Origin of the sequence: Marinobacter sp. AC-23 (assembly GCF_001858325.1) — a bacterium.
GTDB lineage: Bacteria > Pseudomonadota > Gammaproteobacteria > Pseudomonadales > Oleiphilaceae > Marinobacter.
This window is the reverse complement of the sequence record NZ_MBPP01000001.1, coordinates 466,772-479,960: the sequence shown is the minus strand read 5'-3', so window position 1 is coordinate 479,960 and position 13,189 is coordinate 466,772. Positions and strand designations below refer to the sequence as shown.

Here is a 13,189-nt window from a genome sequence, read left to right as displayed (position 1 = left end):
GCCCGCCAAACTCTCCAAAAAAAAGGCCGCTGAATCAGCGGCCTTTTGGTTTCCAGAACGGGCAGGGCGTTACTTTTTAGGGTAATCCCGTGCCGGAGAGCCGGTGTACAGCTGGCGCGGGCGGCCAATGCGGTAGTCGCCGCTGACCATTTCGTTCCAGTGGGAGTACCAGCCGATAGTCCGTGACATGGCAAAGATTACCGTAAACATGGACGTCGGAATTCCCATGGCCTTCAGGATCAGGCCAGAATAGAAGTCCACGTTCGGGTAAAGCTTGCGCTTAACGAAGTACTCGTCTTCAAGGGCAATCTGCTCAAGGCGCTGGGCGATTTTTAGGAGTGGATCATCTTTCATGCCAAGCTCGCCCAGAACCTCGTGTGCAGTTTCCGCCATTACCTTGGCGCGCGGGTCGAAGTTCTTGTAAACCCGGTGGCCAAAGCCCATCAGGCGGAAAGGATCGTCTTTATCCTTGGCCCTGGCAATGAATGTGTCAATGTTGGACTCGTCGCCAATTTCCGCAAGCATGTCCAGAACGGCCTCGTTGGCACCGCCGTGAGCCGGGCCCCAGAGTGCCGCAATGCCCGAAGCAATGCAGGCGTAGGGGTTGGCGCCGGAAGAGCCTGCCAGCCGCACCGTGGATGTTGATGCATTTTGTTCGTGATCAGCATGCAGAATAAAGATCTTGTCCATGGCTTTCGCCAGGATCGGGTTTGGCTTGTATGTCTCGCAAGGAACGCCAAACATCATCTGCAGAAAGTTTTCGGAATAGGAAAGGTCATTCCTTGGGTACACAAATGGCTGACCAATGCTGTATTTGTAGCACCAGGCTGCAATCGTTGGCATCTTGGCAATCAGGCGATGCGCAGTGATTTCGCGCTGATGTTCGTTGGTCACATCCATCTGGTCGTGATAAAACGCAGAAAGTGCCCCAACAACACCGCACATAATGGCCATTGGGTGCGCGTCCCGGCGGAAGCGTGGAAGAAATTGCGCATCTGGTCGTGCAGCATGGTGTGGTTTTTAATTGTTTGGTGGAACTGCTTGTTTTCTGCGGCCGTAGGTAGTTCGCCTTTGAGTAGCAGGTGGCAGACTTCTAGGTAATCTGAGTGCTCTGCAAGCTGTTCAATCGGATAACCCCGGTGTAGGAGAACGCCGTTTTCACCATCAATATACGTGATGGCCGACTCGCAGGCGGCTGTTGATACAAACCCTGGGTCGTAAGTGAAAACGCCTTGCTGGACTAGGCCTCGAACGTCGATAACGTCAGGGCCAACGGTGCCGGAATAAACCGGTAGCTCAATGGACTTGTCCCCCACCGAGAGCGTGGCTTTCCTGTCGGTCATAGTGCTCTCCTGTTTATCAGCTTTGACAGCGCTAGCTGTCTTTATAGTTGCGCGAGAAGGCGCGTATTATCGCAAAACTGGCGGCAAAATATAGGGCGTTGGCTTTTTTTGTCAATGAAAGAGTAGGGAAACTTCGTAATTATGCCTTGTTGTAAATCAGGGATACCACGAATGAGGCGGCTTTCAACAAAAAAAAGAATTTGTCAATACGCCTAATAGCTGGCCCTGTTACGCTTAGCATAAAGCCTTTGCGTGGGTTGCGCGTTTGTAATTATACGGGCGTCTCCTTATAATCCGTAGCCCGGAATCGGGGATTCACCGCTACGAGTGGTTTGTTCATAGCAAGCTACCGGGTTGGTGTCCGCCCTCCTGAACCAATCGTCTGTTGATGTCGTATTGAACATTCGATCCTTACGTACCCACTAACCGCCACCGGCTCGCCGGTTCTGCGGCACCAAAAGAGAGTGTGAGAGCGCTGTGAATAGCAAACGACCAGTAAATCTCGATCTCGGCAAGTTCCATTTTCCTCTGCCAGCCATTACGTCCATATTGCACCGCGTGAGCGGCATCATCATTTTTGTTGGTGTTGCGTTCATGCTTTATGGGCTTCAACTTTCCCTTTCCGGGGAAGAAGGCTTCAGTCAGGTCAGTGAACTGCTGAACAGCTTCCTTGCCAAGCTGATTATCTGGGGCATTCTGTCTGCTCTGCTGTATCACCTGGTTGCAGGTATCAAGCACCTGCTTATGGACATGGGCATTGGTGAAGAGCTGGAAAGCGGGCGTGCGGCCGCTAAAATCACCATCGGAGTTTCCGTTGTCCTCATCGTTTTGGCAGGAGTCTGGGTATGGGCATGAATAGTGTGACCAATATCGGTCGAAACGGTATTCAAGACTGGATCATCCAGCGGGTTTCCGCCTACGTATTAGCTTTTTATACGGTTTTTCTGCTGGGCTTTTTTATCACAACCGACGTGGACTACCAGTCTTGGTCGGCTTTGTTTAATCAAGTTTGGTTCAAGATCTTTACGCTGCTGGCACTGCTTTCAATCGGGGCTCATGCGTGGGTCGGCCTTTGGACCGTTTCTACCGACTACATCAAATCTGCAATGCAGCGCTTCCTGTTTCAGGCGGCATTCATGCTGGTGATTTTTGTGTATGTGGTCTGGGGTATTCAGATTATTTGGGGGCTTTAATCGATGTCTAATATTAAGACCATGTCGTACGACGCGATTGTTATCGGCGGCGGCGGTGCCGGTATGCGAGCGGCCCTGCAGTTGACCGAATCGGGCGTCAAAACCGCGTGTATTACAAAAGTATTTCCTACTCGTTCGCACACGGTGTCTGCCCAGGGCGGTATTACCTGTGCGATTGCAAGCGCTGACCCCAATGATGACTGGCGCTGGCACATGTATGACACCGTAAAGGGGTCTGACTACATTGCCGACCAGGACGCTGTTGAATATATGTGTTCTGTGGGACCACAGGCTGTGTTCGAGCTTGAGCACATGGGGCTGCCGTTCTCTCGTACCGAACAGGGCCGTATTTATCAGCGTCCGTTTGGTGGTCAATCCAAAGGCCCGGATGATCCTACTCAGGCAGCACGTACCTGTGCTGCCGCTGACCGTACAGGTCACGCGCTGTTGCACACGCTATACCAGGCAAACCTTAAAGGTGGCACGACATTCCTGAACGAATGGTATGCCGTTGATCTGGTAAAGAACAGCAAGGATGAAGTTGTTGGTGTTGTGGCCATTGAAATCGAAACCGGTGAAGTGGCTTATATCAAGTCCAAGGCTACGGTTCTGGCAACAGGCGGCGCAGGCCGCATATATGCCTCTACTACCAACGCGCTGATCAACACCGGCGACGGCATTGGCATGGCGCTGCGTGCCGGCTTCCCAATGCAGGACATGGAAATGTGGCAGTTCCACCCCACGGGTATCTACGGTGCCGGTACGCTGGTAACGGAAGGCTGTAGGGGTGAGGGCGGTTACCTGATTAATTCTGAAGGCGAGCGGTTCATGGAGCGTTATGCTCCTAACGCGAAAGACCTGGCAGGCCGCGATGTTGTTGCTCGCTCCATGGTCATCGAGATTCTTGAAGGTCGCGGCTGCGGCCCGGAAAAGGACCACGTGCTGCTGAAGTTGGACCACCTGGGTGAAGAGACTCTGAATCTGCGTTTGCCCGGTATCTGTGAGCTATCCCGTACGTTTGCCCACGTGGATCCCGTAAAAGAGCCGGTTCCGGTAGTGCCAACGTGTCACTATATGATGGGTGGTATTCCTACAAACGTGGGTGGCCAAGCGCTAACACAAGATGGCAGTGGTAGTGACAAGCCGATCCCGGGATTGTTTGCCTGTGGTGAAGCGGCTTGCGTTTCTGTTCATGGCGCGAACCGTTTGGGCGGTAACTCGCTGTTGGATCTCGTTGTTTTTGGTCGTTCGGCTGGCCTGCATATTGAAGAGCAGTTGCGCGGTGGTTTTGAAACAGACGATGCAACCGATGAAGACATCAAGCGTGCCATGGCTCGATTGGATCGTCTGAACAGTGCATCAGAAGGCGAAAGTGTTGCAGAGGTTCGTAAGGACCTGCAGAGCTGTATGCAGCTTTACTTTGGAGTGTTCCGTGACGGCAAGAGCATGGAAGAGGGCCTGAAAAAGCTGGACGCCATAGGTGAACGTGTTCGTAACACCAAACTGGGTGATACCAGCAGTGCGTTCAACACAGCACGTATTGAAGCGCTGGAGCTGGATAACCTGTTTGAAGTGGCCCAGGCTACTGCGATTGCGGCACATGAGCGTAAAGAGAGTCGCGGTGCTCACGCCCGTAACGACTACACTGAACGTGATGATGAGAACTGGTTGAAGCACTCTCTCTACTTCCCGTTGGACAAACGTATTGGCAAGCGCGACGTTAACTTTTCGCCGAAAACTGTTGATACTTTCCAGCCGAAAATCCGGACTTATTAAGGGGGACGTACACTATGTTGGTAAGCCTTTACCGTTATAACCCGGAAACTGACAGCGCCCCTTATATGCAGGACGTGGATGTCGAGCTTCCGGCTGGCAAGGACCTGATGGTTCTTGACGTGCTAAACCTCATCAAAGAGAAAGATGAGTCGATGGCCTATCGCCGTTCATGCCGTGAAGGTGTTTGTGGTTCAGATGGCATGAACATGAACGGCAAGAATGGTCTGGCATGTATTACACCTATGTCTCAAGTTGTCAAAAACGACAAGCTGGTGCTGCGTCCTTTGCCGGGTCTGCCGGTTATCCGCGATCTTGTTGTGGATATGAGTTTGTTCTACAAGCAGTACGAAAAAGTGATGCCGTACTTGGTGAATGATCAGCCAGCGCCAGCTATGGAGCGCCTGCAGTCACCGGAAGACCGTGAAAAGCTAGATGGTTTGTACGAGTGTATCCTCTGTGCATGCTGTTCCACTGCCTGCCCATCGTTCTGGTGGAATCCGGATAAGTTTATTGGTCCGGCAGGGCTGCTACAGGCCTATCGCTTTTTGGCTGACAGCCGAGATACCGCACAGGCAGAGCGTTTGGCCGACCTGGATGATCCGTTCAGCGTTTTCCGCTGCAGGGGAATCATGAACTGTGTCAGCGTTTGCCCGAAGGGGCTGAACCCCACAAAGGCAATTGGTCATATACGGAATCTTCTGTTGCACCGAGCTACGTAAGTAGCAGAGTTGTAATCAGACGCTATACTGGTCTGAGCAGGTTGGAACCCCGGAAGGCCCCGCATGAATGCGGGGCCTTCAACCAAAGGCTTATAGTCAAAGGTCTTACCCGGGTGCACACTACGCAGGCCGTGGCGGGAACTTACCTTGTTTTCTTACGGCGTTGCAGTATAAAAAATCATTGGGGAACGGAAAACATCCATGTTGGGTGTGGTGGCTACAGTCGATCCCGTAAAAACCCGTATTGACTGGCAGTTGCCCCTAGCCGACCATACTTGGCTCCCCCGCACCAGCCCAAGGTGAGCTATTCAAAATGCAAGAAAGCATGATGGAGCAGTTATGGCAGACGTCCCACTTGCAGGGTGGAAATCTGGCCTATGTTGAACAGCTTTTTGAAACCTACCTGACAGACCCTAATGCTGTTCCCGAAGAGTGGCGTAGCTATTTTGACAAGCTTCCAAGCGTTGACGGCTATCAGGGCCGTGACGTTATTCACTCTTCGATCCGGGAGCAGTTTGAGCACATTTCCCGTAATCAGCGGTTTCTCGCGAATAACGGCGTGCCTGTCAGCGCAACGTCGGATGCTGATAAAAAGCAGACACGTGTTCTCCAGCTAATCAACGCCTATCGCTTTCGTGGTCACCAGGAAGCAAAGCTTGATCCACTTGGAGTATGGCAGCGACCGAGCGTAGAAGACCTTGATCCGGCGTTTCATGACTTATCGGAAGCTGACCGGGATCTGACCTTTCAGACCGGTTCGCTGAGCTTTGGCTCTGAAACCATGAAGCTCGGAGATATCGTCGACGGACTGCAGCAAACTTACTGCGGAAGTGTTGGCGCCGAGTACATGTACATAATTGATACCCGCGTTAAGCGTTGGTTTCAGCAGCGCATGGAGCCAGTTCGCTCCCAGCCGGGTTATGAGGCCAAGACGCGCAAACACATTCTGGAGCGTCTCACGGCGGCCGAGGGTCTGGAAAAATATCTTGGTTCCCGCTACCCAGGAGTCAAGCGTTTCGGGCTTGAGGGCGGTGAAAGCCTTATTCCCTGCATGGACGAGCTTATCCAGCGCGCAGGCTATTATGGCGCCAAGGAAATTGTTCTGGGTATGGCCCACCGTGGCCGCCTGAACATTCTGGTCAATACGCTGGGCAAGAACCCCAAGGAGCTGTTTGACGAATTTGAGGGCAAAAGGCTGGCAGATTCAGGCTCGGGTGATGTCAAATACCACCAAGGATTTTCATCCAACGTAATGACTGAAGGCGGTGAAATACACTTGGCGATGGCGTTTAATCCATCTCACCTTGAGATTGTATCGCCGGTAGTTGAAGGCTCTGTGCGCGCCCGTCAATCCCGTCGTTCCGATACAGAAGGCAATCAGGTGGTTCCCATTATCATGCACGGTGATGCGGCATTTGCCGGTCAGGGTGTGGTGATGGAGACCTTCCAGATGTCCCAGACCCGTGGTTACGGGGTGGGCGGCACGATTCACATTGTTATCAATAACCAGGTTGGCTTTACCACCAGCAAACAGGAAGATGCGCGCTCGACAGAGTATTGCACTGACATCGCCAAGATGGTCCAGGCGCCGATACTGCATGTGAACGCAGACGATCCTGATGCGGTTGTTTTCGTGACTCAAATGGCGATGGATTATCGCAACGAGTTCAAGGGTGACGTGGTTATCGATCTGGTTTGTTATCGCAGGCGCGGGCACAACGAAGCGGATGAGCCTGCCGCAACCCAGCCGATGATGTATGAGAAAATCCGCAAGCTCAAAACAACTCGTAATATTTACGCAGAAAAGCTGATCGCTGCGGGTGTTTTGAGCGAAGACGAAGCAAAGCAAATGGAGAATGACTACCGCGATGCGCTGGATAATGGCGAGCACGTGGTCAAATCTCTGGTTAAAGAGCCCAATAAAGACCTCTATGTTGATTGGGCGCCGTATCTTGGCCACGAATGGACCGCCAAGTGTAAGTCCAGTGTGGCACTAAAAACTATTCAAAAGCTGGGTAAGAAACTGACTCAGGTACCCGAAGGGTTTAGTGTTCAGCGCCAAGTGTCCAAGATCGTAACCGACCGTGAAAAAATGACGGCCGGTGCACTCCCCATTAACTGGGGTTACGGCGAGATTATGGCTTATGCAACGCTGCTGAATGAGGGGCACCCAATCCGGCTGACCGGTCAGGATGTGGGTCGTGGAACCTTCTCTCACCGCCACGCTGTTTTGCATAACCAGAAAGATGGCTCCAGGCATATTGCCCTTGAACAGCTCTCTGACAAACAGCCGAAGTTTGAAATATACGATTCATTGCTCTCTGAAGAAGCAGTGATGGCGTTCGAATACGGCTACTCAACCACCACGCCGGATACGCTGGTGGTCTGGGAAGCGCAGTTTGGCGATTTTGCAAACGGCGCCCAAGTGGTTATCGACCAGTTTCTCACCAGTGGTGAGCATAAGTGGGGGCGCCTGTGCGGGCTCACTCTGTTGCTGCCACATGGCTATGAGGGGCAAGGGCCTGAACATAGCTCTGCACGTATTGAGCGCTTCCTTCAGCTCTCCGCTCAGCACAATATCCAGGTATGCGTACCAACCACGCCTTCTCAGGTCTTTCACATGTTGCGCCGGCAAGTGAAGCGCCCCCTGCGTAAGCCTCTGATCGCAATTACTCCGAAGAGCTTACTGCGTCATAAAGAAGCAACATCGGACCTGGAAGATCTGACCTCGGGTACGTTCCAGACTGTGCTTCCAGAGAAAGAGGCGCCGGATGCGAAGAAAGTTACTCGGGTTGTTCTTTGCAGTGGCAAGGTTTACTTCGATCTGCTGGAAAAGAAAAAGACCGAAGAGCGGGAAGACGTAGCATTGTACGTATTGAGCAGCTTTACCCGTTCCCCGGTGAAGACCTGGATGAAACCTTGGCGCAATATTCTAAGCTTAAGCATGTTGTTTGGTGCCAGGAAGAGCCAATGAACCAAGGTGCCTGGTATTGTAGTCAGCACCATATGCGCAATTCGCTGCAACGCCTGAACCCCAAGCTGAATCTTCAGTATGCTGGCCGAGAGGCTTCCGCTGCGCCGGCAGCAGGCCATATGTCTGTGCATATTGAAGAGCAGAAAAAACTTGTTAACGACGCGTTTGAAATCTGACGAGCTACCGAACTAAGGAACTGTAATGTCTACTGAGATTAAAGCCCCCGTTTTCCCGGAGTCGGTCGCAGAGGGTACCGTCGCGACCTGGCATAAACAGCCTGGTGAAGCCTGTTCACGTGACGACCTGATTGTCGATATCGAAACCGACAAAGTGGTCCTGGAAGTTGTCGCGCCTGCTGACGGCGTAATTGAAGATATCCTAAAAGGCGAAGGCGACACTGTAGAAAGCGGTGAAGTTATCGGCAAATTCAAAGAGGGTGCTAAGGGAGAGTCAGGTTCTTCCGACAGCAAAGCCAGCAGCGCTGAATCCGATGCCGATTCTGATTCCGATAAAAGTGAAGCCAAAGCTGAGCAAAACCAAAATTCAGGTGACGCCATTCTCAGCCCTGCCGCGCGTAAGCTGGCTGATGAAAATGATGTTGATCCGAGTGCCGTAAAAGGCACCGGGAAAGACGGTCGCGTCACTAAAGAAGATGTTCAAAATCATGTAGATGCTGGAAAGTCTTCAGGTGGATCATCAAAGCCTGCAGAGTCGACCGCAATGCCTGAAGTGAATGTTGCTGCGGGTGAGCGCCCTGAAAAGCGTGTTCCGATGACTCGCTTGCGAGCTAGTATTGCCAAGCGTTTGGTTAATGCGCAGCAGACCGCAGCCATGCTGACGACCTTTAACGAGGTCGACATGGGCCCCATTATGGAGCTGCGCAAGCAATACCAGGACAGCTTCGTGAAGCGTCACGACATCAAGTTGGGCTTTATGTCCTTCTTCGCTAAAGCCGCAACTGAAGCGCTGAAGCGTTTCCCTGCCGTTAACGCGTCTATCGACGGTAACGATATGGTCTATCACGGCTACCAGGATGTCGGTGTTGCAGTTTCTACTGAGCGCGGTTTGGTGGTTCCGGTTATTCGCGATGTCGATGCACTGGGCTTGGCCGATATAGAGAAAAAGATTGTTGAATATGGCACCAAAGCAAAAGGTGGCAAGCTTGCAATTGATGATATGACTGGTGGTACGTTTACCATTACCAACGGTGGCATTTTTGGATCGCTGCTTTCTACGCCGATCCTGAACCCGCCACAAACAGCCATCCTGGGTATGCACAAAATTCAAGAGCGCCCGATGGCCGTCAATGGAAAGGTGGAAATTCGGCCGATGATGTACCTTGCGCTGTCCTATGACCACCGCATGGTCGATGGCAAGGAGGCGGTGCAGTTCCTTGTGGCCATCAAGGAAATGCTCGAGGACCCAGCACGCATTCTGCTGGACGTGTGAGCTGACACTTAACGAATCGGAAAACAGGATTAACTATGTCTGATAAGTACGACGTAATCGTCATTGGCGCAGGCCCCGGTGGCTATGTTGCTGCCATAAAAGCCGCTCAGCTTGGCCTCAAAACCGCATGTGTCGAGTCGTGGACCTCCGAGGACGGCAAAAGCCAGGTGCTTGGTGGCACCTGCCTGAACGTGGGTTGTATACCATCCAAAGCGTTGCTCGAAATTTCCCACAAGTTTGAGGAAGCGAGCCACGATTACGAGATGCAGGGCATCATTGCAAAGGATGTCAAAATCGACATCGCCAAGATGATGGAGCGCAAAAGCGGCATCGTTAAACAACTGACAGGCGGTATCGCAGGGTTGTTTAAGGCTAACGGTGTGACCTCTATTTTTGGTCATGGCAAGCTGCTGGCTAATCGTCAGGTTGAAGTGACAGATAAAGACGGCAAGACCAAAACCTACGAAGCTGAAAATGTCATTATTGCGACTGGCTCCAAGCCTATCGAAATACCGCCCGCTCCGATGACTGAGGGCTATATTGTAGACTCAGAAGGCGCTTTGGAGTTTGAGGAAGTTCCAAGCGTCTTGGCGTCATCGGCGCCGGTGTTATCGGGCTTGAACTGGGGAGTGTCTGGGCGCGTCTGGGTTCCGAAGTCACGGTACTTGAAGCGCAGGACACCTTCTTGCCGACTGTAGATCAGCAGGTTGCTAAAGATGCCCTGAAGCAGTTCCGCAAGCAGGGCCTTGATATTGTCATGGGTGGCCGTGTAACCGGCGCCGAGGTCAAGCGCAAGCTGGTCAACGTTAGCTACGAAGACAGCAAGGGCAAGCAGGAACTCAAAGTCGATAAGCTGATTGTTGCCGTTGGGCGTCGGCCGTACACGGACAATCTGCTGGCAGCAGATTCCGGCGTTAACATGGATGAGCGTGGCTTTATCTTTGTTGACGAGAAGTGCAAAACCGAGGCTCCTGGGGTTTGGGCCGTGGGCGACGTTGTTCGTGGCCCAATGTTGGCACACAAAGCCTCAGAAGAGGGCGTTATGGTTGCCGAGCGTATCGCGGGCCAAAAGCCTCAGGTTAACTACGACTGCATTCCGAACGTGATCTACACATCGCCGGAAGTGGCCTGGTAGGTAAAACGGAAGAGCAGCTCAAGAGTGAAGGCGAAGCCTATAAGGTTGGTACATTCCCGTTTGCGGCTAACGGTCGCGCGATGGCGGCAAACTCCGCCTCTGGCATGGTGAAAATCATTGCCGACGAGAAGACCGACCGGATTTTAGGCTTCCATGTTGTGGGTCCGCAGGCATCGGAAATCGTAGCCCAGGGCGTTATTGCCATGGAATTTGGCTCCAGTGCAGAAGATCTGGCTCTGACCTGTTTTGCACATCCGACTCTGTCCGAGTCTGTGCACGAGGCAGCGCTGGCGGTTAACGGTGGCGCAATTCATGTTGCGAACCGTCGCAAGAAGAAGTAACGCAAACCAGGAAGCAGGGGCGCCCTTGATGGCGCCCCTTTACCATAAAAATAGCTGATTTCCTGTTGCGATCATGGCGAGCTGAGTTGAAACCTGGCTCGCCGAACGGAATTCGCAGTAAAGGCTTCCCGGCTGGGGAGTCGCGGGTTCACTTTCCGTACGTGGTTATCCTCCATCAAAAAGCGGGACACTAACTATGAATTTGCACGAATATCAGGGCAAACAGCTTTTCGCTGAATATGGCTTGCCAGTATCGCAGGGCATTGCTTGCGATACCCCAGATGAAGCAGTAGCAGCTGCAGAGAAGATTGGCGGCAACAGCTGGGTTGTTAAGGCTCAGGTTCACGCTGGCGGCCGCGGTAAAGCCGGCGGTGTAAAGCTGGTCAAGAACACCGACGACATCCGCGCGTTTGCAGAGCAGTGGCTGGGCAAGCAGCTGGTTACCTTCCAGACTGACGAACACGGTCAGCCGGTCAGCCGAATTCTGGTTGAATCCCTGACGGATATTGATCAGGAACTGTATTTGGGCGCGGTTGTTGACCGTGGTACCCGCCGTATCGTATTCATGGCATCCACCGAAGGTGGTGTTGAAATTGAAACGGTTGCGGAAGAAACTCCGGAAAAAATTCTGAGAGCCGAAATTGATCCGCTGGTAGGCGCGCAGCCATACCAGGGTCGCGATCTGGCGTTCCAGCTTGGTCTGGAAGGTAAGCAGATTGGTCAGTTCGCCAAGATCTTCATGGGTCTGGCGAAACTGTTTGAAGACTACGACTTGGCGTTGTTGGAAATCAACCCGCTGGTTATCACGCCAGAAGGCGATTTGCACTGCCTGGACGCCAAGATTGGTGTTGATGGCAACGCTCTATACCGTCAGAAGAAGCTACAGGAAATGCGTGATCCTTCCCAGGAAGACGCTCGTGAAGCAGAAGCGGCAGCTTGGGAACTGAACTACGTTGCGCTTGAAGGCAACATTGGCTGCATGGTTAACGGCGCTGGTCTGGCCATGGGAACCATGGACATCATCAAGCTTAATGGTGGCCGCCCGGCCAACTTCCTGGACGTTGGCGGCGGTGCGACCAAGGAGCGCGTATCCGAAGCGTTCAAAATCATCCTGTCTGACGATGCAGTACAAGCGGTATTGGTTAACATCTTCGGCGGTATTGTGCGTTGCGACATGATTGCCGAAGGCATCATCGGTGCAGTTAAAGAAGTCGGCGTTAAAGTGCCCGTGGTTGTTCGCCTTGAAGGTAACAACGCTGAACTGGGTTCCAAGGTACTGGCTGAAAGTGGCCTGAACATCATCGCCGCTAGCAGTTTGGCCGATGCTGCTGAGCAAGTCGTTAAAGCTGCAGGGGGTAAATAATGAGCATCCTGATTAATAAAGACACCAAGGTTATCTGCCAGGGCTTTACCGGCGCACAGGTACATTCCACTCTGAACAGGCTATCGAGTACGGCACTAAAATGGTTGGTGGCGTTAGCCCAGGTAAAGGCGGCACTGAGCACTTGGGTCTGCCCGTGTTTAACACCGTACGCGAAGCTGTAGAAAAGACCGGCGCTCAGGCTACCGTGATCTATGTTCCGGCTCCGTTCTGTAAAGATGCCATCATTGAAGCAGCAGATGCCGGCCTTGAGCTGATCGTATGCATCACCGAAGGTATTCCGACCATCGACATGCTGTACGCCAAAGAATACGTTGATCGTAAAGGCGTTCGCATGATTGGTCCTAACTGCCCAGGTGTTATCACCCCGGGCGAGAGCAAGATCGGTATCATGCCGGGCCACATTCACAAGCCAGGCAAGGTCGGTATTGTATCCCGTTCCGGCACCCTGACTTACGAAGCGGTCAAGCAAACCACAGACTTCGGCTACGGCCAGTCTACCTGTGTTGGCATTGGTGGCGACCCGATTCCGGGATCCAGCTTCATCGATATTCTTCAGTTGCTGCAGGACGACCCGCAAACTGAAGCCATCGTGATGATTGGTGAAATTGGCGGTACTGCGGAAGAAGAAGCGGCTGCCTTTATCAAGGCTAACGTTACCAAGCCTGTGGTTTCCTACATTGCTGGTGTTACTGCACCTCCAGGCAAGCGTATGGGCCACGCCGGTGCGATTATCTCCGGTGGCAAGGGCACTGCAGACGAAAAGTTTGCGGCTCTGAACGACGCCGGTGTTAAAACCGTGCGCAGTCTGGCCGAGATTGGCAAGGCTCTGAAGGAAGTAACTGGCTGGTAAGCTGGTTTCTTTCACAAAAACCCCC

The 13,189-nt window shown here is 52.7% G+C and carries 6 protein-coding genes and 4 pseudogenes; 9 read left to right on the top strand and 1 reads right to left on the bottom strand.

Annotated elements, in window-relative coordinates; genetic code table 11:
• Positions 1 to 69 precede the first annotated feature (69 nt).
• A pseudogene (gene gltA / locus BCA33_RS02220) lies at positions 70 to 1,343 on the bottom strand (citrate synthase).
• 477 nt (positions 1,344 to 1,820) lie between these two features.
• Here gltA and sdhC point away from each other — a divergent pair.
• From sdhC to sucD, 9 genes and pseudogenes are all read left to right on the top strand, one after another.
• Positions 1,821 to 2,198, top strand: a complete 378-nt coding sequence (gene sdhC, locus BCA33_RS02215; protein WP_071263171.1) for a succinate dehydrogenase, cytochrome b556 subunit — start codon at positions 1,821 to 1,823, stop codon at positions 2,196 to 2,198.
• The gene (gene sdhD / locus BCA33_RS02210) at positions 2,189 to 2,536 is read left to right on the top strand and encodes a succinate dehydrogenase, hydrophobic membrane anchor protein (protein WP_071263170.1); all 348 of its coding nucleotides are present in this window, start codon (positions 2,189 to 2,191) and stop codon (positions 2,534 to 2,536) included. The genes sdhC and sdhD overlap by 10 nt, the downstream gene beginning before the upstream one ends.
• Positions 2,537 to 2,539: 3 nt before the next feature.
• Positions 2,540 to 4,312, top strand: a complete 1,773-nt coding sequence (gene sdhA, locus BCA33_RS02205; protein WP_071263169.1) for a succinate dehydrogenase flavoprotein subunit — start codon at positions 2,540 to 2,542, stop codon at positions 4,310 to 4,312.
• A 14-nt stretch (positions 4,313 to 4,326) separates the two neighbouring features.
• Entirely contained in the window at positions 4,327 to 5,031 is a 705-nt protein-coding gene (locus BCA33_RS02200) for a succinate dehydrogenase iron-sulfur subunit (protein WP_071263168.1), read from the top strand.
• 313 nt (positions 5,032 to 5,344) lie between these two features.
• A pseudogene (locus BCA33_RS02195) lies at positions 5,345 to 8,181 on the top strand (2-oxoglutarate dehydrogenase E1 component).
• A 25-nt stretch (positions 8,182 to 8,206) separates the two neighbouring features.
• Positions 8,207 to 9,454, top strand: coding sequence for a 2-oxoglutarate dehydrogenase complex dihydrolipoyllysine-residue succinyltransferase (gene odhB / locus BCA33_RS02190; protein WP_071263167.1), 1,248 nt, complete (start codon positions 8,207 to 8,209; stop codon positions 9,452 to 9,454).
• Positions 9,455 to 9,489: 35 nt separating this feature from the next.
• Positions 9,490 to 10,930, top strand: a pseudogene (lpdA, locus tag BCA33_RS02185) (dihydrolipoyl dehydrogenase).
• 196 nt (positions 10,931 to 11,126) lie between these two features.
• On the top strand, positions 11,127 to 12,293 hold the full coding sequence (gene sucC / locus BCA33_RS02180; protein ID WP_071263166.1) for an ADP-forming succinate--CoA ligase subunit beta: 1,167 nt from the start codon (positions 11,127 to 11,129) through the stop codon (positions 12,291 to 12,293).
• Positions 12,293 to 13,164 (top strand): annotated as a pseudogene (sucD, locus tag BCA33_RS02175) (succinate--CoA ligase subunit alpha). The gene sucC and the pseudogene sucD overlap by 1 nt, the downstream one beginning before the upstream one ends.
• Positions 13,165 to 13,189: the final 25 nt, after the last annotated feature.

What these genes read in the sequence shown, in the direction of transcription:
- BCA33_RS02200 (WP_071263168.1), top strand. Translation starts at nt 4,327, where the DNA reads ATGTTGGTAAGCCTTTACCGTTATAACCCGGAAACTGACAGCGCCCCT.
- odhB (WP_071263167.1), top strand. Translation starts at nt 8,207, where the DNA reads ATGTCTACTGAGATTAAAGCCCCCGTTTTCCCGGAGTCGGTCGCAGAG.
- sdhD (WP_071263170.1), top strand. Translation starts at nt 2,189, where the DNA reads ATGGGCATGAATAGTGTGACCAATATCGGTCGAAACGGTATTCAAGAC.
- sdhA (WP_071263169.1), top strand. Translation starts at nt 2,540, where the DNA reads ATGTCTAATATTAAGACCATGTCGTACGACGCGATTGTTATCGGCGGC.
- sucC (WP_071263166.1), top strand. Translation starts at nt 11,127, where the DNA reads ATGAATTTGCACGAATATCAGGGCAAACAGCTTTTCGCTGAATATGGC.